At 65.7% G+C, this 19,827-nt stretch carries 16 protein-coding genes; 11 read left to right on the forward strand and 5 right to left on the reverse strand.

Annotated elements, in window-relative coordinates; genetic code table 11:
- Positions 1-8 precede the first annotated feature (8 nt).
- Together L540_RS05195 and L540_RS05200 are read right to left on the reverse strand one after the other, a co-directional pair.
- Positions 9-4,748 carry a glutamate synthase-related protein gene (locus L540_RS05195; protein ID WP_043210498.1) on the reverse strand — a complete coding sequence of 1,580 codons (4,740 nt, stop codon included), beginning with the start codon at positions 4,746-4,748 and terminating at the stop codon, positions 9-11.
- 375 nt (positions 4,749-5,123) lie between these two features.
- On the reverse strand, positions 5,124-5,912 hold the full coding sequence (locus L540_RS05200; protein ID WP_043210494.1) for a hypothetical protein: 789 nt from the start codon (positions 5,910-5,912) through the stop codon (positions 5,124-5,126).
- A 168-nt stretch (positions 5,913-6,080) separates the two neighbouring features.
- Here L540_RS05200 and L540_RS05205 point away from each other — a divergent pair, with 168 nt between their 5' ends.
- The 5 genes from L540_RS05205 to rpoH all read left to right on the forward strand — a co-directional run bounded on the left by L540_RS05205 (position 6,081) and on the right by rpoH (position 10,361).
- Positions 6,081-7,187, forward strand: a complete 1,107-nt coding sequence (locus L540_RS05205) for an S-(hydroxymethyl)glutathione dehydrogenase/class III alcohol dehydrogenase (protein WP_043210493.1) — start codon at positions 6,081-6,083, stop codon at positions 7,185-7,187.
- A 10-nt stretch (positions 7,188-7,197) separates the two neighbouring features.
- Positions 7,198-8,037 carry an S-formylglutathione hydrolase gene (gene fghA / locus L540_RS05210; protein ID WP_043210491.1) on the forward strand — a complete coding sequence of 280 codons (840 nt, stop codon included), beginning with the start codon at positions 7,198-7,200 and terminating at the stop codon, positions 8,035-8,037.
- A gap of 56 nt (positions 8,038-8,093) precedes the next feature.
- Entirely contained in the window at positions 8,094-8,783 is a 690-nt protein-coding gene (locus tag L540_RS05215; protein WP_043210489.1) for a hypothetical protein, read from the forward strand.
- 97 nt (positions 8,784-8,880) lie between these two features.
- Positions 8,881-9,339 (forward strand): DUF302 domain-containing protein, encoded by a 459-nt coding sequence (locus L540_RS05220; RefSeq protein ID WP_043211115.1) that lies wholly within the window; start codon positions 8,881-8,883, stop codon positions 9,337-9,339.
- A 134-nt stretch (positions 9,340-9,473) separates the two neighbouring features.
- Positions 9,474-10,361 (forward strand): RNA polymerase sigma factor RpoH, encoded by an 888-nt coding sequence (gene rpoH / locus L540_RS05225; protein ID WP_043210488.1) that lies wholly within the window; start codon positions 9,474-9,476, stop codon positions 10,359-10,361.
- Positions 10,362-10,660: 299 nt separating this feature from the next.
- Here the strand turns inward: rpoH and L540_RS05230 are convergent, their stop codons facing one another.
- On the reverse strand, positions 10,661-11,491 hold the full coding sequence (locus L540_RS05230) for a metallophosphoesterase (protein WP_231584740.1): 831 nt from the start codon (positions 11,489-11,491) through the stop codon (positions 10,661-10,663).
- Between the two features lie 174 nt (positions 11,492-11,665).
- On the opposite strand from L540_RS05230, the gene L540_RS05235 reads away from it, so the two are divergent.
- Positions 11,666-14,239, forward strand: coding sequence for a cation:proton antiporter (locus tag L540_RS05235; protein ID WP_048025973.1), 2,574 nt, complete (start codon positions 11,666-11,668; stop codon positions 14,237-14,239).
- A 9-nt stretch (positions 14,240-14,248) separates the two neighbouring features.
- Here L540_RS05235 and L540_RS05240 read toward each other — a convergent pair whose 3' ends face one another.
- On the reverse strand, positions 14,249-15,070 hold the full coding sequence (locus L540_RS05240; protein ID WP_197085633.1) for an NUDIX hydrolase: 822 nt from the start codon (positions 15,068-15,070) through the stop codon (positions 14,249-14,251).
- A 336-nt stretch (positions 15,071-15,406) separates the two neighbouring features.
- Between L540_RS05240 and coxB the strand changes: the two genes are divergently transcribed.
- The 5 genes from coxB to L540_RS05265 all read left to right on the forward strand — a co-directional run bounded on the left by coxB (position 15,407) and on the right by L540_RS05265 (position 19,539).
- Positions 15,407-16,564, forward strand: a complete 1,158-nt coding sequence (coxB, locus tag L540_RS05245) for a cytochrome c oxidase subunit II (RefSeq protein WP_043210484.1) — start codon at positions 15,407-15,409, stop codon at positions 16,562-16,564.
- Between the two features lie 101 nt (positions 16,565-16,665).
- Positions 16,666-18,267, forward strand: coding sequence for a cytochrome c oxidase subunit I (ctaD, locus tag L540_RS05250; protein ID WP_043210483.1), 1,602 nt, complete (start codon positions 16,666-16,668; stop codon positions 18,265-18,267).
- A gap of 8 nt (positions 18,268-18,275) precedes the next feature.
- On the forward strand, positions 18,276-18,401 hold the full coding sequence (locus L540_RS21730; protein ID WP_043211111.1) for a cytochrome oxidase small assembly protein: 126 nt from the start codon (positions 18,276-18,278) through the stop codon (positions 18,399-18,401).
- A 4-nt stretch (positions 18,402-18,405) separates the two neighbouring features.
- Positions 18,406-18,630 (forward strand): DUF2970 domain-containing protein, encoded by a 225-nt coding sequence (locus L540_RS05260; RefSeq protein WP_043210481.1) that lies wholly within the window; start codon positions 18,406-18,408, stop codon positions 18,628-18,630.
- A 33-nt stretch (positions 18,631-18,663) separates the two neighbouring features.
- The gene (locus L540_RS05265; RefSeq protein ID WP_043210479.1) at positions 18,664-19,539 is read left to right on the forward strand and encodes a cytochrome c oxidase subunit 3; all 876 of its coding nucleotides are present in this window, start codon (positions 18,664-18,666) and stop codon (positions 19,537-19,539) included.
- Between the two features lie 63 nt (positions 19,540-19,602).
- Here the strand turns inward: L540_RS05265 and L540_RS05270 are convergent, their stop codons facing one another.
- The gene (locus L540_RS05270) at positions 19,603-19,803 is read right to left on the reverse strand and encodes a twin transmembrane helix small protein (RefSeq protein ID WP_043210478.1); all 201 of its coding nucleotides are present in this window, start codon (positions 19,801-19,803) and stop codon (positions 19,603-19,605) included.
- Positions 19,804-19,827: the final 24 nt, after the last annotated feature.

Below are 19,827 nucleotides of genomic sequence, written 5' to 3' on the forward strand. Positions count from 1 at the left end.
TTCGGTCCTCAGGCAGCCATTTGTTGCGGGTTGGCTGCACGCCACAATTCACCCAGGGCACGGCGGTATTCCGTCGGCATGACTTTGACGAACTTGCCGCGCGCGGCTTCCCAGTCGCCCAGGATTTCGCGGGCGCGGAAGCTGCCGGTGTAGCGGAAGTGGTCTTCCACCAGACGGCGCAGAATGGTTTCGTCGGTCTCGCGCTCGCCGCCGCGCTGCGCGCTGTGCCAGATTTCGATGTTGCCCGCGGCCTGTTGCTCGGCATGCGGGGCCACCGCCTCGAGTTCGACCATGGACAGGTTGCAGCGCTCCTTGAAGCTGCGATCCGGATCCCAGACATAGGCCACGCCGCCGGACATACCGGCGGCGAAGTTGCGCCCGGTCGTGCCCAGGACGACGACCGTGCCGCCGGTCATGTATTCGCAGCCATGGTCGCCCGTGCCTTCGACGACGGTCGCGGCGCCCGAGTTGCGCACCGCGAAGCGCTCGCCGGCCACGCCATTGAAGAAGGCTTCGCCGGCCAGCGCGCCGTACATGACGGTGTTGCCCGCAATGATGTGATCCGGGCCAAAGCCGCGGAAGTCATTGGGCGAGCGCACGATGATGCGGCCGCCCGACAGGCCCTTGCCGACATAGTCGTTGGCTTCGCCGACCAGGTCCATGGTGATGCCATGGGCCAGGAAGGCGCCGAAGCTCTGGCCGGCCGTGCCGTTGCACTGGATGTGGATGGTGTCGTCGGGCAGGCCCTCGTGGCCGTAGCGCGCGGCCACCGCGCCGGACAGCATGGCGCCGATGGTGCGGTTGCGGTTGCGCACGGGGACGATGAAGGACACCTTCTCGCCGCGTTCGAGGGCGGGACGGGCGCGCTCGATCAGCTGGTGATCCAGGGCGCCGGACAGGCCGTGATCCTGTTCTTCGGTATGGCGCACCGGGATGTCGGACGTCACGCGGTGGAAGACACGCTGGAAATCCAGGCCATGCGCCTTCCAGTGTTCGATGCCGGTGCGCATGTCGAGCAGGTCGGTGCGGCCGATCAGGTCGTCGAACTTGCGGATGCCCAGCTGGGCCATGATCTCGCGCACTTCTTCGGCGACGAAGAAGAAGTAGTTCACGACGTGCTCGGGCTTGCCCTGGAATTTCTTGCGCAGTTCGGGGTCTTGCGTGGCCACGCCCACCGGGCAGGTGTTCAGGTGGCACTTGCGCATCATGATGCAGCCTTCGACCACCAGCGGCGCGGTGGCGAAGCCGAATTCGTCGGCGCCCAGCAGCGCGCCGATGATGACGTCGCGGCCGGTCTTCATTTGGCCGTCGGCCTGCACGCGGATGCGGCTGCGCAGGCGGTTGAGCACCAGGGTCTGCTGGGTTTCGGCCAGGCCGAGCTCCCAGGGCGTGCCCGCGTGCTTGATGGACGAGACCGGCGAGGCGCCCGTGCCGCCGTCATGGCCGGCGATCACGACGTGGTCGGCCTTGGCCTTGGCCACGCCGGCGGCCACCGTGCCCACGCCCACTTCGGACACGAGCTTGACCGAGATCGAGGCGCGCGAATTGACGTTCTTCAGGTCGTGGATCAGCTGGGCCAGATCCTCGATGGAGTAGATGTCATGGTGCGGCGGGGGCGAAATCAGGCCCACGCCGGGCACGGAGTAGCGCAGCTTGGCGATGTATTCGGAGACCTTGTGGCCGGGCAGCTGGCCGCCCTCGCCGGGCTTGGCGCCCTGGGCCATCTTGATCTGGATCTGGTCGGCGCTGGACAGGTATTCGGCCGACACGCCGAAACGGCCCGAGGCCACCTGCTTGATGCGCGAACGCAGCGAGTCGCCCTTCTTGAGGGGCACATCGGCCTCGATGCGGTCGTGGCCCAGCAGCGAAGCCAGCGTGTCGCCTTCCTTGATGGTGCTCTTGCCCTTGCGCATCTCGGCGCGGTAGCGCAGCTCGTCCTCGCCGCCCTCGCCCGTGTTGGACTTGCCGCCGATGCGGTTCATGGCCACGGCCAGCACCGAGTGGGCCTCGGTGGAGATGGAGCCCAGCGACATGGCGCCGGTGGCGAAGCGCCGCACGATTTCCTTGGCCGGCTCGACCTCGTCCAGCGGAATGGCGCGGGCCGGGTCGACGCGGAACTCGAACAGGCCGCGCAGCGTCATGTGGCGGCGGCTCTGGTCGTTGATGATCTGCGCGTACTCTTTGTAGGTGCGGTAGTTGTTCGAGCGCGAGGCGTGCTGCAGCTTGGCGATCGAATCCGGCGTCCACATATGCTCTTCGCCGCGGATGCGGAAGGCGTATTCGCCGCCGGCGTCCAGGGCGTTTTCGAGCACCGGGTCGGCGCTGAAGGCGGCGCGGTGCATGCGCAGCGCCTCTTCGGCGACCTGGAAGATGCCGATGCCTTCGATATTGGAGGCGGTGCCGGTGAAGTATTTCTCGACCAGCTCGCGCTGCAGGCCGACGGCCTCGAAGATCTGGGCGCCGCAATAGGACATGAAGGTGGAGATGCCCATCTTGGACATCACCTTGTTCAGACCCTTGCCGATGGCCTTGATGTAGTTCTTGACGGCCTTATCGGGGCTGCTCATGCGGCCCAGCGATTCCAGCGCCAGATAGGGGTGGACGGCTTCGGCGCCGTAGCCGCCCAGGAGCGCGAAATGATGCACTTCGCGCGCCGAGCCGGTCTCCACGACCAGGCCGGTATTGGTGCGCAGGCCGGCGCGGATCAGGTGCTGGTGCACCGCCGAGGTGGCCAGCAGGGCCGGGATGGCGACGCGCTCGCTGTCGATCAGGCGGTCGGACACGATGAGGATGTTGTAACCGCTTTGCACCGCGTCCACGGCGCGGGCGCACAGCGCGGCCACGCGGGCTTCGATGCCTTCCGAGCCCCAGGCGGACGGATAGGTGATATCCAGTTCGTAGCTGCGGAATTTCTGGCCGGTGACCTGGTCGATGTCACGGATCTGCGCCATGGCGGCGAAATCCAGCACCGGCTGCGACACTTCGAGGCGCAGCGGCGGGTTGACGTTGTTGATGTCCAGCAGGTTGGGCTTGGGACCGATGAAGGACACCAGCGACATGACCATCTGTTCGCGGATCGGGTCGATCGGCGGGTTGGTCACCTGCGCGAACAGCTGGCGGAAATAGTTGTAGAACGGCTTGGCGCGGTTCGACAGCACGGCCAGGGGCGCGTCATTGCCCATGGAGCCGATGACTTCCTCGCCGGTGCTGGCCATGGGTTCCAGGATGAACTTGTAGTCTTCCTGGGTCCAGCCGAAGGCCTGCTGGCGGTCCAGCAGCGCAACCGGGCTTTGCGTGGCCGGCGAGGCCGAGCGCGGCGCGGGCAGCGACTCCAGCTTGATCTGCAGGCGCTCGATCCATTGGCGGTAGGGGCGGCTGTTGGCCAGCTGCGACTTGATCTCGCTGTCGTCGATGATGCGGCCTTGTTCCAGGTCGATCAGGAACATCTTGCCGGGCTGCAGGCGCCATTTCTTGACGATGCGGTTCTCGGGGATGGACAGGGTGCCGGCCTCCGAGGCCATGATGACCATGTCGTCGTCGGTGACCAGGTAGCGGGCCGGGCGCAGGCCGTTGCGGTCCAGGGTGGCGCCGATCTGGCGGCCATCGGTGAAGGCCACGGCGGCCGGACCGTCCCAGGGCTCCATCATGGCCGCGTGGTATTCGTAGAAGGCGCGGCGGCTCTGGTCCATCTGCGTGTGCTGTTCCCAGGCTTCCGGGATCATCATCATCATCGCGTGGGCCAGCGAATAGCCGGAGTTGACCAGCAGTTCCAGGCAGTTGTCGAAGGTGGCGGTGTCCGACTGGCCTTCGTAGACGATGGGGTAGAGCTTCTTGAGGTCGTCGCCCAGCACCGCCGACTGCATCATGCCTTCGCGGGCGCGCAGCCAGTTGAAATTGCCCTTGACCGTGTTGATTTCGCCGTTGTGGGCGATCATGCGGTAGGGGTGGGCCAGCGGCCAGGCCGGGAAGGTGTTGGTCGAGAAGCGCTGGTGCACCAGGGCCAGGGCCGAGACGGTGCGCGGATCGGCCAGGTCGCGGTAATAGCGGCCGACCTGGTCGGCCAGCAGCAGGCCCTTGTAGACCACGGTGCGCACCGAGGCCGAGGGCACGAAGTATTCCTTGCCGTGCGCCAGGTGCATGTTCTGGATGGCGTGGCTGGCGGTCTTGCGGATGACGTAGAGCTTGCGCTCCAGGGCATCGGGCACCATCACGTCGGCGCCGCGGCCGATGAACAGCTGGCGGATGACCGGTTCGCAGTCGCTCACGGCCGGCGACATGGGCATGTCGCGGTCGACCGGCACGTCGCGCCAGCCCAGCACGGTCTGGCCTTCGGCGCGCACCGAGCGCTCCAGCTCTTGCTCGCAGGCCAGGCGGGAGGCGGTTTCCTTGGGCAGGAAGACCATGGCCACGCCGTACTCGCCGGGCGGCGGCAGGGTCACGCCCTGTTGGGCCATCTCGTCGCGGTAGAGGGTGTCGGGGATCTGGATCAGGATGCCCGCGCCGTCGCCCATCAGCTTGTCGGCGCCCACGGCGCCGCGATGGTCGAGGTTTTCGAGGATCTTCAGGCCCTGCTGGATGATGGCGTGGCTCTTGCGGCCCTTGATATGGGCGACAAAGCCGACGCCGCAGGCGTCATGTTCGTTCAGGGGGCTGTACAGGCCCTGGGCGGCGGGCAGGCCGATGCGCGTGGCGTCGATGGCGACGGCCGCGACCGGGCGACAGGATTCTTTTTGGGGGGTATGGGACATAACGCGCTCCGCAGTGGCCTGCGTCGTGAATGTTGCAGTGCAGGGTGAAGACCTTACCTGCTACGTGGGGGGAGCGCAAGCTGTATTTTGGGGGTATGTCCCTAAATATAATCCGACGTGAAACTTGCAATATAAAATAGGGACATATAAAAATCCGTTTTACTTCAACGGTTTGCAAAGTGCATGCTTTTGCCGCTTACCGGGTGGAGGCCGCAAAGCATCAAAAATCCATTTATGCGTCACCAATTAAATAACCACAGCCGGCGGCCGAAATCCCGCCTCGGGCGCGGCCGGGGCGCGCGAAGAAAGCCGTCGGGGATACGGGGAGGTCGGCCAAATGACACCACCCGGCCGCGGCCGGGTGGTGGTGGAGGATCAGTGGCTGGTGTCGCCGTTGCCGCCCGGCGGGGCGGCGGGAGCGGCTGGGGGGGCGGCGGCTGTATCGGGAGTGTCGGCGGCCGGGGCGGCGGCAGCCGGTTTTTTGCGCGGCCGTCCGCGTTGTCCGGGCGCCACGCGGCGGCTGGCCGTGTGCGCCAGGCTGGCGATGAAATCCGCGCCGCCCAGCGCCCACTGGCCGGACACTGCCTGCTCGATGCGTTGGGTCTGCTCGCGCGACAGGCCGTCATGCAGCAGCTTGCGGTAGTTGGCCTGGCGGTCGAAGGGCGTGTTGCCGCAAGCCCAGTAGTCGGCGTGATCGGACTGCCATTGCGCGGGCGCGACGCTGGTGTTGCCGGTATGGCTGGCTGCCGATGACCAGGGCCAGGTGTCGGCATCGACCGAGGCGCCGCTGCGCACCGGATAGGTTTCCACCCATACCAGCGAAGGCAGCACCCAGACGCCGGGCTCCAGCAGGGCCGAGCGATAGCGGCCCGCGAAGACGCGGCCGCCGCGCAGCCTGGCCGCCAGATTGCGGCCCAGCGTCTGCATCAGGCGCGGCAGGCCTTCTTCGTCGGCGGGCGTGGCCAGCAGCAGAATGCGGTCATTGGCGAGGACCCAGCCGTGCACCGCCACTTTGTGGCGCTGCGCCGACTCGCCTAACCAACCGGCCAGCTGATTGAGAATGTCCGAAGGCGCGGGCTGGGACGGCGACGCCAGCGACTGGACGAAGTTGGCCTGCACCAATTGGGGCAGCCCTGGAGCATACAGGCGGGGCAGACGGGCCATATCAGGTCTCGCGGTGGCGCAAGCACGTTAGGGGATCTATACCCTATATAAATAGTGCCACCGTCGCCTGCGGTCAAGCCCGCGATTTCGCTTCCGGAGACACATGACCGCTCAGGTTAACATCTGGAACTGTTTTTCAGTACCCGCAGATACACCTAGGAGCCTCCTATGAAGACCAAAGCCGCCATCGCCTGGAAGGCCGGTGCCCCGTTGACCGTCGAAGAAGTCGATCTGGACGGCCCGCGTGCCGGCGAGGTGCTGATCGAAGTCAAGGCCACCGGGATCTGTCACACGGACTACTACACCCTCTCGGGCGCCGACCCGGAGGGGATTTTCCCCGCCATCCTGGGCCACGAGGGCGCCGGCGTGGTGGTTGATGTCGGGCCGGGGGTCACTTCGCTGCGCAAGGGCGACCATGTCATTCCGCTCTACACGCCGGAATGCCGCCAGTGCAAGTTCTGCCTGTCGCGCAAGACCAATCTCTGCCAGGCCATCCGCAGCACCCAGGGCAAGGGCCTGATGCCGGACGGCAGCTCGCGCTTTTCCATCGGCGGCAAGCCCATCTTCCACTATATGGGGACCTCCACCTTCGCCAACCACATCGTGGTGCCGGAGATCGCCGTGGCCAAGGTGCGCGAGGACGCGCCCTTCGACAAGATCTGCTACATCGGCTGCGGCGTGACCACCGGCATCGGCGCCGTGGTCTACACGGCCAAGGTCGAGGCCGGCGCCAATGTGGTCGTGTTCGGCCTGGGCGGCATCGGGCTGAACGTCATCCAGGGCGCCAAGATGGTGGGCGCCGACAAAATCATCGGCGTGGACCTGAACCCGCAGCGCGAGGCCATGGCGCGCAAATTCGGCATGACGCATTTCGTCAATCCCAATGACGTCGAGAACGTGGTCGACCACATCGTGCAGCTCACCGACGGCGGCGCCGATTATTCCTTCGAGTGCATCGGCAACACCAAGGTCATGCGCCAGGCGCTGGAGTGCTGTCACAAGGGCTGGGGCCAATCCATCATCATCGGCGTGGCCGAGGCCGGCGCCGAGATCAGCACCCGTCCCTTCCAGCTGGTGACCGGACGCGAGTGGAAGGGTTCGGCCTTCGGCGGGGCGCGCGGCCGCACCGACGTGCCCAAGATCGTGGATTGGTATATGGAAGGCAAGATCAATATCGACGACCTGATCACCCACACCCTGCCGCTGGATCGCATCAACGAGGGTTTTGACCTGATGAAGCGCGGCGAGTCTATCCGTTCGGTCGTGCTTTACTGACGGACGCGCCATGGAACTGCTCTCTGAACATCGCGCTTTTGGCGGGCGGCAGCGTTTCTATCGCCATGATTCCGTGGAGATCGGCCTGCCCATGCGGTTTTCGGTCTTCCTGCCGCGGCAGGCCGAGACGGCCCGTGTGCCGGTGCTGTTCTACCTGGCCGGGCTGACCTGCACGGAAGAGACCTTCATGATCAAGGCCGGCGCCCAGCGGCTGGCCGCCGAGCACGGCATCATGCTGGTCAGCTGCGACACCAGCCCGCGCGGCGCGGGCGCGCCCGGCGAGACCGATCATTGGGATTTCGGCGTCGGCGCCGGTTTCTACCTGGATGCGCGCACCGAAGGCTACGCGCCGCACTACCGCATGGAAAGCTATGTGGCCGGGGAGCTGTTCGGCCTGGCGACCGGCGAGCTGCCGGGCGATGCCGCGCGCGCCGGGATTTTCGGCCACTCCATGGGCGGCCATGGCGCCCTGACGCTGGCCTTGCGCCATCCGGGGCGCTGGGCCAGCGTGTCGGCCTTCGCGCCCATCGCCGCGCCCACGCGCTGCCCCTGGGGCAGGAAGGCCTTCGCCGGCTATCTGGGCGAGGACGCCTCGGCATGGGCCCAGCACGATGCCAGCGAGCTGATGCGCGCCCGGCGCCAACCCTATCCCGAGGGCATCCTGATCGACCAGGGGCTGTCGGATCAATTCCTGGCCGAGCAACTGTATCCCGAGGTGTTCGAGGCCGCCTGCCGGGATGCCGGGCAAGCGCTCACATTGCGCCGCCACGAGGGCTACGACCATGGCTATTACTTCATCTCGACCTTTATGGCGGATCACATCCGGTTTCACGTCGAGCGCTTGCGTTAAGGCTTGCCGGCAGGGCCGCTTCTATACTTTCGCGACCCTGACCGGAGCGCTTGCCATTGACTGATCTGTTGACGCCTTTCGTGTGGGTCGCCCTGGGGGCGGCCGTCGTGCTGCTGCTGGGCCTGGGCATGTTGCTGGGCCGTGGCGGGGCGCGCGACGACATGGGGCGCAAGACCTTCCGCCTGCGGCCCCTGCGGCGCCTTGTCGGCCTGCTGCTGGCGGCCCTGGCGGGCGTATCCGTGCTGCTGGCGCTGTCGCTGGTGCAGTTCTTCCGCCTGACCGCCGATGCGCCGGTCGCCGAGATCCGCGTCAGCCGCCAGGCCGACAATCAATATCTGGTGTCGGCGCAGGCCCAGGGCCTGGGCGCGCGCGACTACACCCTGTACGGCGATGAATGGCAGATCGACGCCAAGGTGGTGCGCTGGCGGCTGCCGGCCCTGGTCGCGGGGGCGCCGCCGCTGTATCGCCTGGAGCGCCTGTCCGGCCGTTACCGGGATGCCGGGCGCGAGCAAAGCGCCACGCGCTCCGTCCATGTGCTGGACGATTGGCCCGCGCCCGATATCAGCGCGGTCAAGCGCTGGCTGCCGGGCTGGCTGCCCTTTGTCGATGTCACCTATGGCAGCGCGGCCTATATGCCGCTTTTCGACGGCGCGCACTATCAGGTGCTGTTCGATCCGCGCGGCGCGCTCTTCATCCGCCCGGCCGACGAGGCGACGGCGCAGGGCCTGAAACAGCGCGACTGGTAGCCGCCGGGCCTTGGTCCAATTCGGGCCTGGCCCGGGCCCTGAGGCCCGGCGCGCTTTCTATACTTGCCCGCTCCCCATGCAAGCCAAGGAGCGCATCATGAAGCCAAGCACCCGACTCCCCCTTATCCGGCGTTTCATCGGGGGCGCCGCCCTGGCCCTGGCGATGGCGGCGGGCGCCCAGGCCCATGACGCCCTGGTCAAGTTCAATAGCGCGCGCGGCTTCGACGAAACGGTCACCCACTTGCGCCAGGGCCTGGTCGAACAGGGGATGACGATCTTCGCCGAGATCGACCACGCCGGCGCGGCCAAGGCCGCCGGGCTGGCCATGCCGCCCGCCAAGGTGCTGATATTCGGCAATCCCAAGGCGGGCACGCCGCTCATGCTGGCCGCGCCCGATGTGGCCCTGGACTTGCCCCTGCGCGTGCTGGTGCGCGAGCAGGACGGCCGTGTCGAGGTGCTGATGCATCCCATGGCCAACCTGGGCCTGCCGGCCGGGCTCCAGGGGCGGCTCGCCCCGGTCATCGAACTGGTGGGCAAGCGGGTGGCCCAAAAATAATAGGTGACGTATTGGTTTCCCAGGGGCAAAACCGGAACTTTGGTGCGCCGCAATAGTCGAATTAGCACTCAAAGTATTGGAGTGCTAACATCAAGCTCATGCCGTTTTCCCCCTCGTTCCATGGAGGCCGCAATATGAATTCTGCCAGTCCCTCGTTGGCCGCCTCGGGCAACGCCTTGGCCTTGGCGGTTGCCAATCCGGGTGCGTTGGGCACGATCGACGCCTATATCTCGACCGTCAACCGCCTGCCGGTGCTGACCGCCGAGCAAGAGTCCACGCTGGCGCGCCGCCTGCGCGACGGCGACGACCTCGAAGCCGCCCGCGAACTGGTGCTGTCGCACCTGCGGCTGGTGGTGTCGGTCGCCCGCCAATACCTGGGCTATGGACTGCCTCATGCCGACCTCATCCAGGAAGGCAATGTCGGCCTCATGAAGGCCGTCAAGCGTTTCGACCCTGAGCGCGGCGTGCGCCTGGTGTCCTTTGCCGTGCACTGGATCAAGGCCGAAATCCACGAATACATCATCCGCAACTGGCGCCTGGTCAAGGTGGCGACCACCAAGGCCCAGCGCAAGCTGTTCTTCAACCTGCGCAGCATGCGTCCCGACGGCCACACGCTGGACACCGAGCAGGTCGATCACATCGCGCGCGAACTCAATGTCCGCCGCGAAGACGTCAGCGAGATGGAAGTCCGGCTCTCGGGCCGCGACCTGTCGCTGGAAAACCAGGACGATGACGACGACAGCTACGCGCCCATTGCCTACCTGTCCGATGAGTGCCGCGAAGAGCCGACCCGCGTGCTCGAGCGCAAGGCGCGCGACGACTTGCAGGGCAAGGGCTTGTCCGACGCCATCATGGCGCTGGACCCGCGTTCGCGGCGCATCGTCGAGGCCCGTTGGCTGCAGGACGATGGCGGCGCCACGCTGCACGAGCTGGCCGCCGAGTTCGGCGTCTCGGCCGAGCGCATCCGCCAGATCGAGGCCGCCGCACTGAAAAAGATGCGTGGCGCCCTGGCCCCGGCCTGATCGCGCAGGGCATCAGCTAAAAAGCCTGCTCCGCTGGAGCAGGCTTTTTTTCAGGCGCGGGCGGGCGGATATGACACCAATTGATACAAATTGGCGGGCAACGCCTGGTATTTGCCCGAAACTTATCCTCCGAGGCCCTGACTAATCAACGTAGACCGCAACGCTTGTTTTACGGTTTTGCAGTCTTGGCGTCCGTCTCGGCTTCTCCTCTTTCCCCTCCCCTATGAGACGGACGGTTTTGCGGGGCACCTACGCATATCGGTGCCCCGTTTTTTATTGCCGCGCCGCCACGCGCCTGTTCAGGCGGCCCTGGCCTCGGGCGCGGCCTGGCCGCGCAGGGCGGCCCAGGTGCCGGCATCCAGCCGGCGCACGCCCGTGGCGATCGAACCATCCGCATAGAGCTTGATCCAGCGATAGCCCGGCGCCCGGGGATCGATGGCATGGCGGCCGTTCCTGAGCATGAACTGGAAGCAGGTCGAGGGCGTGCCCAGCATGCGCAGATGATGGTGCCGGCAGTCAAACTCCTGATGAATATGCCCCCAGAGGGCGATCCGCGTCCGCGGATGGCTCGACAGGCGCGCAAAGACCGCCGAGGCGTTGTCCACCATCATGGGGTCATGCCAATTGCCGTCCACGCGGACCAGGTTGTGATGCAGGGCGACCAGCACATGGCGGTTGTCCGCGTCCCGCAGGGCCTGATCGAGCAAGGCGAATTGCGCCTCGCCCATATGGCCGAGATCCTGGCCGGGCACGGTGGAGTCCAGCAGGATGACGCGCCAGCCGGGCAGGTCATGGACGGGCTGCGCCCAATCGCCCAGCTCCTGGCGCAACACCCGCGGCGCATCATGGTTGCCGGGCAGGCAGCGCACCGGGTGGGAGGCATCCGCCAGATGGGCGCGCAGGCGCCGGTAGGCGGCCGGACTGCCGTCCTGGGAAAGATCGCCGGTCAGCAGCATCAGGTCGGGTCGGGCTTCCTTGCGCCGGGCGAGATCGAGCACGGCCCGCAGGCTGGCATCCGTGTTCACACCGAGCATGAGCGCCTCGGGATCGTCCATCAGATGCGAGTCGGTCAGTTGCAGGAGCAAGGCGGGCGCTTCATGACGGCGCGCCGCAAGCGGGTTCTGGGGCAAAGGCCGCTCCCGGTATCGGAAACCGCCAACGTTAGCGAAAAATCGCGACGCTGGCATGACTCCTATTCGAGCCAGGCGTAACCAAGTGTGGGCGCGGCATGCGGCGCGCCGACAAGCAGGCGCAAAAAAGACGCTATCCTTGGCCCTTGTTCTCTTGCGCGGCCGCGCCTTCCCATGGACATCGGATTTCTCGTTTTCGGGCTCGCCGGGCTCTTGACCCTGGTGTGCTTCATGCCGCCCCTGGCCGGCCGCCTGGGCCTGCCTTATTCGGTGCTGCTGGCCATCGTCGGCTGTCTGCTGGGCATCGGCATCCATCTGCACGGCTGGGCGCCGCCGGTATTGGGCGATCTGCTGGACACCATCGAGCGTTTCGAGATTTCTTCCGAGACCTTTCTCATGGTCTTCCTGCCCGTGCTGCTGTTCGAGACGGCGCTGTCCATGAACGTGCGGCGCCTGATGAACGATATCGGCCCCATCCTGATGATGGCCATTGTCGCGGTGGTGGTGTGCACCCTGGTGGTCGGCGTGGCGGTCAATGCCGTGTCGTCCTATGGGCTGCTGGTCTGCCTCCTGTTGGGCGCCATCGTGGCCACCACCGACCCGGCGGCCGTGGTCGGCATCTTCCGCGAAGTGGGGGCGCCCAAGCGGCTCACCACCCTGGTCGAGGGCGAGAGCCTGTTCAATGACGCGGCCTCCATCGCGCTGTATTCGGTGCTGCTGGCCGCGCTGGGCGGCTCGGGCGAGCTCTCGGCCGGCGCCGTGTTCAATGACTTCATCATCCACTTCCTGGGCGGAGGCATCGCCGGATGGCTGATGGGCCGGGCGGCCTGCTCGCTGTTTGCCTGGCTGCGCGGCTTTCCGACCGCCGAGATCACGCTGACCCTCACCCTGGCCTATCTGTCCTTTTTCATTTCAGAGCACTATCTGAATGTCTCGGGCGTGGTGGCGACGGTCGTGGCCGGCCTGGTGGTCGGGTCGACGGGCCGCACCCGCATGTCGCCCACCACGTTCGAATACCTGTCCAACTTCTGGGGGCAGTTCGGCTTCTGGGCCAATTCGCTCATCTTCCTGTTTGCCGCCATGCTCATCCCCAAGCTGATGGCGGCGGCCGACTGGCAGGAGCTGTTCCTGGTGGTGGTGGTGTTCGCGGCGACGCTGGTGGCGCGCGCCATCGTGGTGTTCGGGCTGCTGCCGCTATTGCAGGTGTTCAAGATCGGGGCCGAGGTGAGCAATCCGTACAAGAGCGTCATGCTCTGGGGAGGGTTGCGGGGGGCGGTGTCGCTGGCCCTGGCCCTGGCCGTCACCGAGCAGACCACGGTGCCCGAGGAGGCGCGCCAGTTCGTGGCGGTGGCGACCACCGGTTTCGTGCTGGCCACGCTGTTCATCAATGGCATCAGCCTGCGCCCCTTGATCCGCATGCTGGGCCTGAACCAGCTCTCGCCCGTTGAGCGCACCATCCGCAACCAGGCCCTGTCCGTGGCCCTGGAGACCCTGCAGGGCAAGACGGATGAGATCGCCAAGGAAGACCATATCGCGCCCGAGGCCCGCGACCGCATCCATGCCGTCTTCGACGCCAGCCTGACGGCCGTGCATGACAGCCAGGTCGCGCGCATGAGCCTGGAGCAGCGCACCGCGGTGGGCCTGGCCATCGTGGCGCGGCACGAAGAAGAAATGTTCTTCGACATCCTCAAGGCCCAGATCGTCGATTGGCGCATGGCCGAAAGCCTGCTGGCCCGCGCCGAACGCCTGGAGGACGCGGTGCGCACCGGAGGCGTGAAAGGCTTTGAAGAGGCCATCGCGGCCGATGTGCGCTATTCCACGGGTTTCCGGCTGGCCTTGCGCCTGCATTATGTCTTCGGCTTCCAGAGCTGGCTGGCCCGCGAACTGGCCCAGCGTTTTGCCAATCTGCAGACCAAGCGGTCGGTGGCGCAGCGCCTGATGCAGTTCGCGCGCGAGCAGATCGGCCCCCTGCTGGGCGACGACGCCGCCCAGCACATCGTGACCGCCCACCAGCGCCGCCTGGACCTGGTCGACAATGCCCTGCAGGCGCTCAACCTGCAGTATCCGAGCTATGCCTTGTGGCTGCAGGAGAGCTATCTGGGTCGGGTGGCCCGGGAGCTGGAGCGCATCCGCTACCGCGACATGCTGGAGCAATTCCTGATCAGCGGCGAAGTCTATGCCGACCTGATGGCCCAGCTCAAGACGCGCTGGGCGCACATCGACCGCCGCCCGCCGCTGGACATCGAGCTGGGGGCGGCCGAACTCATCAAGCGGGTGCCCATCTTCGAAGGGCTGAGCCCGGACTCGCTGCGGGCCATCTGCAAGCTGCTCAAGCCGCGCCTGGCCCTGCCCGACCAGCGTGTGCTGGCCCATGGCCGCCATGGCCAGGAGATGTGCTTCGTGGCTTCCGGGGCCGTCGTGGTCCATCTGCCCGACAACACCACGGTGGAGCTGGGCAGCGGCGAGTTCTTCGGCGAGCTCGCGCTGTTGGGCGACGAGCACATCAACGCCGATGTGCGTTCGCTGGGCTACAGCAAGCTGCTGATGCTCTCGGCGCGCGACCTGCACGCCGTGCTGGCGCGCGACGCCGATCTGCGCGAGCGCATCGACAAGGTGGTCAAGCAGCGGCTGCGGGCCATCGAGGTGTGGCGCCAGTTCTCCGAAACCGGCCAGGTCTATCCGCCGGGGGTCAAGCCGCCGCCCAGGCCGGCCCCCGCCTCCGAAGGCGCCCTGCCGGCGCCGGAGTGATCCGCCGGCCTATGCCGCGCGGCGGTGCTGGATGTCCTCCAGGATGACCAAGGCGGCTTCCAGGGTGAATTCGCCGGCCTCGATGCGGTCCACGGCCTCGGGGACATCCAGGGTGGTGATTTCCATGACTTCGCCGTCGCGGTTGGCCGGCCGCGCATCTTCGGCCAGCACGCAGGTGCTGGTGAGCAGCGCTTCGACCTGATAGCCCTCGGGCAGGCGGCGCTGCATGCGCAGCACCGTGCGCAAGGGGCCGCGCTGGCCGATCTGGCCCGGCTCCAGGCCGGCCTCCTCGGCGCATTCGCGCACCAGGGCCTGGTCGAAGGACTCCCCGCTGCCGACCAGCCCGCCCACTAGGGTGTCCCACATGCCGGGGTCGGTGGACTTGGACAGGGCGCGCCGCGCCACCCAGAGACGGTCATCGGGAGTCCAGGCATTGAGATGGACGGCGGCGGTGAGCAGGCCCAGCGGGCGCATGGCCGCGCGCTCGATCACGCCCAGATGCGCCTCGCCCGCGGTGATGTCGAGCAGCTCGTCGCGCCAGCCGCGCAGGCAGCGCGCATCGCGCAGCACCTGGGCCACCTGGGCCAGCGCGGCGTCCAGCGCCGGGCCCGGACCCAGCGCGGGCTGGATGCGCAAGGCATCGTCTTCGATGCGGACCAGGCCGCTGTCGCGCAAGGCGTCGCAGGCCGCCAGCGTGGCCCAGCCGCAGCGCTGGCCGGCGATGTAGACGGGCCTGGCATGATCGGGCGGCGCCTGCAGCGCCTTGTCGCGCAGGGCGGCCGACAAGCGGTTCAGGCGTTCGGGTGCGGGAAGGGTGGACGGTCGAAGCATGAAGCGGATTTTAGTTCACGGTATAGTCTAGGCACCGGTTGCCCCCAATCTGGACGATTGCGGGGGTAAACAGGAGGCCATGATTGTTTATCTGGTTTGTTCCAGGCATGGCATTTAAATAGCTCGCAGGCAAGTCTCGCTATCTAGAACTTACATAAGACTTAGGCTGTAGCTATAATTCCGCGGTTTTAGATGTGTTGTGTGTGGGAGCGACAGGGTCTGTTGTCTTTCGCCTGGTTCGTGACTACCGTCTAATAATTGCGCGTTCCCTGCCTTCCGGCGGCCCGTACGGCGTGCGGTGGTATTGGGCCATCCGCGCCATGTTTCGAGGTAAGCATGAAGATGTGGAGAGGGTTGCTGGGGGCTGGTGCATTACTGGTTGGCAACATGGCTTTTGCCCAGGTGCGGGATATGCCGGGCGGACCGCGTGTCAATCAGCTGAATTTGCATGAGGGCGTGACGCAAATCGCGCGCGATGCGATGTGGCTGCACTGGATGATGCTCACGATCTGTATCGTGATCTTCATCGGCGTGTTCGGTGTGATGTTCTATTCCATCTGGGCGCACCGGCGCTCGCGTGGCCATAAGGCGGCCACGTTTCACGAGCATCTGGGCGTCGAGGTCGCCTGGACCGTCATTCCTTTCATTATCGTCATCGCCATGGCGCTGCCGGCCACGCGGACCGTGGTCGCCATGAAAGACACTTCCAGCCCGGACCTGACCGTCAAGGTCACCGGCTACCAATGGAAGTGGGGCTATGAATACCTGGACGGCGAAGCCAGCGGCATCAAATTCCTCTCCACGCTGTCCACGCCGCGCGCGCAGATCGAGAACCGCGAGCCCAAGGGGGAGTTCTACCTCATGGAGGTGGACAACCATATGGTCGTGCCCGTGGACAAGAAAGTCCGCGTGGTCTTGACCGCCGGCGACGTCATCCATTCCTGGATGGTGCCGGAATTCGGCGTCAAGCAGGACGCCATCCCGGGCTTTCTGCGCGACACCTGGTTCCGCGCCGAAAAGGTGGGCATCTACCGCGGGCAGTGCGCCGAATTGTGCGGCAAGGACCACGCCTTCATGCCCATCGTGGTCGAGGTCAAGTCGCAGGCCGATTACGACGCCTGGGTGGCCGAGCAGAAAAAGCTCATGGCCGCGCAAGCCGACGATCCCAACAAGGAATGGACCCAGGCCGAACTGATCGCCCGCGGCGAGAAAGTCTTCGCCAGCACCTGTGTGGCCTGTCACCAGGCCAACGGCAAGGGCATTCCGGGCTCCTTCCCGGCCCTGGACGGCGATCCCGTCGTGCTGGGTCCCAAGGGCGCGCAGATCAATACCGTGCTCAAGGGTAAGCCCGGCACGGCCATGGCCGCCTTCGGCGGCCAGCTCAACGACGTCGAAATTGCGGCGGCGATTACCTATACGCGCAACGCCTGGAGCAACGCAGGCAAGGGACAGGACCCCATGGTCCAGCCCAAGGACGTTGCGGCCGCGCGTTGAGCGCGGTCCCCCCGCTGTTTTAAGAAGCTGTTTCCGTAGATACAGATATAGCGCCGGTCCCCTTGGACAGGGACCGGTGGATCAGCAGGAAGGAGTCCACCATGAGCAGCGTCATAGTCGATCACGTGTCGCCGGGCCACGGCCACGATGACCACCACCACGCCACCCCCACGGGCTGGCGCCGCTGGCTGTTTGCTACCAACCACAAAGACATCGGGACGATGTATCTCATCTTCTCGTTCGTCATGCTGCTGGAAGGCGGCACGCTGGCCTTGCTGTTGCGCACCGAGCTCTTCGAACCGGGCCTGCAGTTCTTCCGGCCCGAGCTGTTCAACCAGTTCACCACCATGCACGGCCTGATCATGGTGTTCGGCGCCATCATGCCGGCCTTCGTGGGCTTCGCGAACTGGATGATCCCGCTGCAGATCGGGGCATCGGACATGGCGTTCGCGCGCATGAATAACTTCAGCTTCTGGCTGCTGCCGGTGGCGGGCATCATGCTGACCGTGTCCTTCTTCGTGCCTGGCGGCGCCACGGCCGCCGGCTGGACGCTGTACGCGCCGCTGTCCACCCAGATGGGACCGGGCATGGACCTGGCCATTTTCGCCATGCACATCATGGGCGCCTCGTCCATCATGGGCGCGATCAACATCATCGTCACCATCCTGAACATGCGCGCGCCCGGCATGACGCTGATGAAGATGCCGCTGTTCTGCTGGACCTGGCTGATCACGGCTTTCCTGCTGATCGCGGTGCTGCCGGTGCTGGCCGCGGCCATCACCATGGTGTTGACCGACCGCCATTTCGGCACGGGCTTTTTCAACGCCGCCGCCGGCGGCGACCCGGTGCTCTACCAGCATGTGTTCTGGTTCTTCGGGCATCCCGAGGTCTACATCATGATCCTGCCGGCTTTCGGCATCGTGTCGGCCATCGTGCCGGCCTTCGCCCGCAAGCCGCTCTTCGGCTATGCCTCCATGGTGTACGCCACGGCCTCCATCGCTGTGCTGTCCTTCATCGTCTGGGCGCACCATATGTTCACCACCGGCATGCCGGTGACCGGGCAGCTGTACTTCATGTACGCCACGATGCTGATCTCCATCCCGACCGGGGTGAAGGTCTTCAACTGGGTGGCCACGATGTGGCGCGGCTCGATGACCTTCGAGACCCCGATGCTGTTCGCGGTGGGCTTTATCTTCGTGTTCACCATGGGCGGCTTCACCGGCCTGATCCTGTCGGTGGCGCCCATCGATATCCAGGTGCACGACACCTATTACGTGGTGGCGCACTTCCACTATGTGCTGGTGGCCGGTTCGCTGTTCGCCCTGTTCGCGGGCACGTATTACTGGCTGCCTAAGTGGACGGGCCGCATGTACAGCGAAAAGCTGGGCAAGCTGCATTTCTGGTCCTCGCTGATTTCCTTCAACGTGACCTTCTTCCCCATGCACTTCCTGGGCCTGGCCGGCATGCCGCGCCGCTACGCCGACTACGCCGCCCAATTCACGACTTTCCACCAGATCGCCACCATCGGCGCCTTCTGGTTCGGCCTGTCGCAGCTGATCTTCCTGTGGGCGGTGATCCGCTGCTACCGCGGCAAGGGAGAAACGGCCGCCGCCAAGCCCTGGGACGGCGCCGAAGGCCTGGAATGGACGGTGCCCTCGCCCGCGCCCTTCCATACCTTTGAAACGCCGCCGCAGGTCAAATGAGCGCCGTCATGACACCCGAGCAGCGCCGCCGCAACCGCATCGCCGGGCTGATCCTGCTGGCTTTCGTGCTGGCGGTGTTCGGCTGGACCTTCGTGCGCGGCGCGGGCTTCCTGGCCCGGATGGCGGGACAGTAGAGCCATGAGCGAAGACCTGCACCAGGCCGCGCAGCGCAAGCTGAATTTTTTCCAGACGCTCAAGGCGATCGCTTGGGCTTTCTTCGGTGTGCGCAAGGGCGCCGGCTATAGCGAGGACATTTCCCGGTTGAATCCGGTCCATGTCATCCTGGCTGGCCTGCTGGGCGCAGTGATATTCGTCGTCGTGCTGGTCATGATCGTCCGTTGGGCGGTCTCCAGCCTGACCTGAGCAACTTACAACTATCGTTGCAGGGAGAGAACCATGAGTGCAAGCCACTCGGCTCAAGGTAAAGAGGCGCCGTACTACTATGTGCCGGCGGACTCCGGCCACCCCGTGCGCACCGCGCTGGCCCTGTTGGTCGTCGGCCTGGGCGCGGCGGCCTGGGTCAACGGCGTGGGCTGGGGCAAGTGGGCCGTCCTGGCCGGCTTCCTGGGCGTGATCGCCGTGCTGTATTTCTGGTTTGGCGACGCCATCGCCGAATCTGAGGGCGGGCTGTTCAGCAAGCGCGTGGACCTTTCCTACCGCTGGGGGATGAGCTGGTTCATCTTCTCGGAGGTGATGTTCTTCGCGGGCTTTTTCGGCGCGCTGTGGTACGTGCGCACGATCACCACGCCCTGGCTGGGGGATATGGACCACCGGCTGCTGCTGTGGCCGGACTTCCAGGCGGTATGGCCCAATTTCGGGCCGGCCGGCGTGGTCGAGCATTTCCAGACCGTGGGCCCCTTCTGGCTGCCCACCATCAACACCGCCCTGCTCTTGACCTCGGGCGTGACGCTGACCATCTCGCACCATGCGCTGCGCGCCAACCATCGCGGCTCGGCCATCTTCTGGCTGGCGGCCACCGTGCTGCTGGGCTTTACCTTCGTGGCCTGCCAGGCCTATGAATACCACCATGCCTATTCCGAGCTGAACCTGAAGTTCAATTCGGGCGCCTATGGTTCGCTGTTCTACATGCTCACGGGCTTTCACGGCTTTCATGTGATCATGGGCGCGACCATGCTGACCGTGATCCTGGTGCGCCTGATCCGCGGCCACTTCACCGCCGATCATCACTTCGGCTTCGAGGGCGCGGCCTGGTACTGGCACTTCGTGGACGTGGTCTGGCTGGGCCTGTATCTGTTCGTCTACTGGTTCTGAGCGCCCCGCCGCCAGCCGCGCAATGCCCCCGGCGACGGGGGCATTCGTTTCATGGCGGGGCCGTCAACGCAGGCCGGTGCTCTGTATCCAGCCGAAGTAATGGGCGATGAGCACGAACAGAAAGAGCGCCACGGACAGGCCGATGCGCACGGTAAGCGCATTGACGGTACGGTTGGTGCTGCCTTTATCCTTCATCAGATAGACCAGGGCCGACCCCAGGCTGGCCAGGATACCGATGAAGGCCACGACGACGATGACACGCATTCCGGCCTCCGTTGAAAACAAAAT

The sequence above is a fragment of the Bordetella pseudohinzii genome, from assembly GCF_000657795.2.
GTDB lineage: Bacteria > Pseudomonadota > Gammaproteobacteria > Burkholderiales > Burkholderiaceae_B > Bordetella > Bordetella pseudohinzii.

Excerpts from the sequence above, each read along its gene's own strand:
- L540_RS05260 (WP_043210481.1), top strand. The coding sequence starts at position 18,406 with ATGAGCGAAGACCTGCACCAGGCCGCGCAGCGCAAGCTGAATTTTTTC.
- L540_RS05265 (WP_043210479.1), top strand. The coding sequence starts at position 18,664 with ATGAGTGCAAGCCACTCGGCTCAAGGTAAAGAGGCGCCGTACTACTAT.
- coxB (WP_043210484.1), top strand. The coding sequence starts at position 15,407 with ATGAAGATGTGGAGAGGGTTGCTGGGGGCTGGTGCATTACTGGTTGGC.
- ctaD (WP_043210483.1), top strand. The coding sequence starts at position 16,666 with ATGAGCAGCGTCATAGTCGATCACGTGTCGCCGGGCCACGGCCACGAT.
- L540_RS05270 (WP_043210478.1), bottom strand. The coding sequence starts at position 19,803 with ATGCGTGTCATCGTCGTCGTGGCCTTCATCGGTATCCTGGCCAGCCTG.
- L540_RS05195 (WP_043210498.1), bottom strand. The coding sequence starts at position 4,748 with ATGTCCCATACCCCCCAAAAAGAATCCTGTCGCCCGGTCGCGGCCGTC.
- fghA (WP_043210491.1), top strand. The coding sequence starts at position 7,198 with ATGGAACTGCTCTCTGAACATCGCGCTTTTGGCGGGCGGCAGCGTTTC.
- L540_RS05205 (WP_043210493.1), top strand. The coding sequence starts at position 6,081 with ATGAAGACCAAAGCCGCCATCGCCTGGAAGGCCGGTGCCCCGTTGACC.
- rpoH (WP_043210488.1), top strand. The coding sequence starts at position 9,474 with ATGAATTCTGCCAGTCCCTCGTTGGCCGCCTCGGGCAACGCCTTGGCC.
- L540_RS05235 (WP_048025973.1), top strand. The coding sequence starts at position 11,666 with ATGGACATCGGATTTCTCGTTTTCGGGCTCGCCGGGCTCTTGACCCTG.
- L540_RS21730 (WP_043211111.1), top strand. The coding sequence starts at position 18,276 with ATGACACCCGAGCAGCGCCGCCGCAACCGCATCGCCGGGCTGATCCTG.
- L540_RS05200 (WP_043210494.1), bottom strand. The coding sequence starts at position 5,912 with ATGGCCCGTCTGCCCCGCCTGTATGCTCCAGGGCTGCCCCAATTGGTG.
- L540_RS05220 (WP_043211115.1), top strand. The coding sequence starts at position 8,881 with ATGAAGCCAAGCACCCGACTCCCCCTTATCCGGCGTTTCATCGGGGGC.
- L540_RS05240 (WP_197085633.1), bottom strand. The coding sequence starts at position 15,070 with ATGCTTCGACCGTCCACCCTTCCCGCACCCGAACGCCTGAACCGCTTG.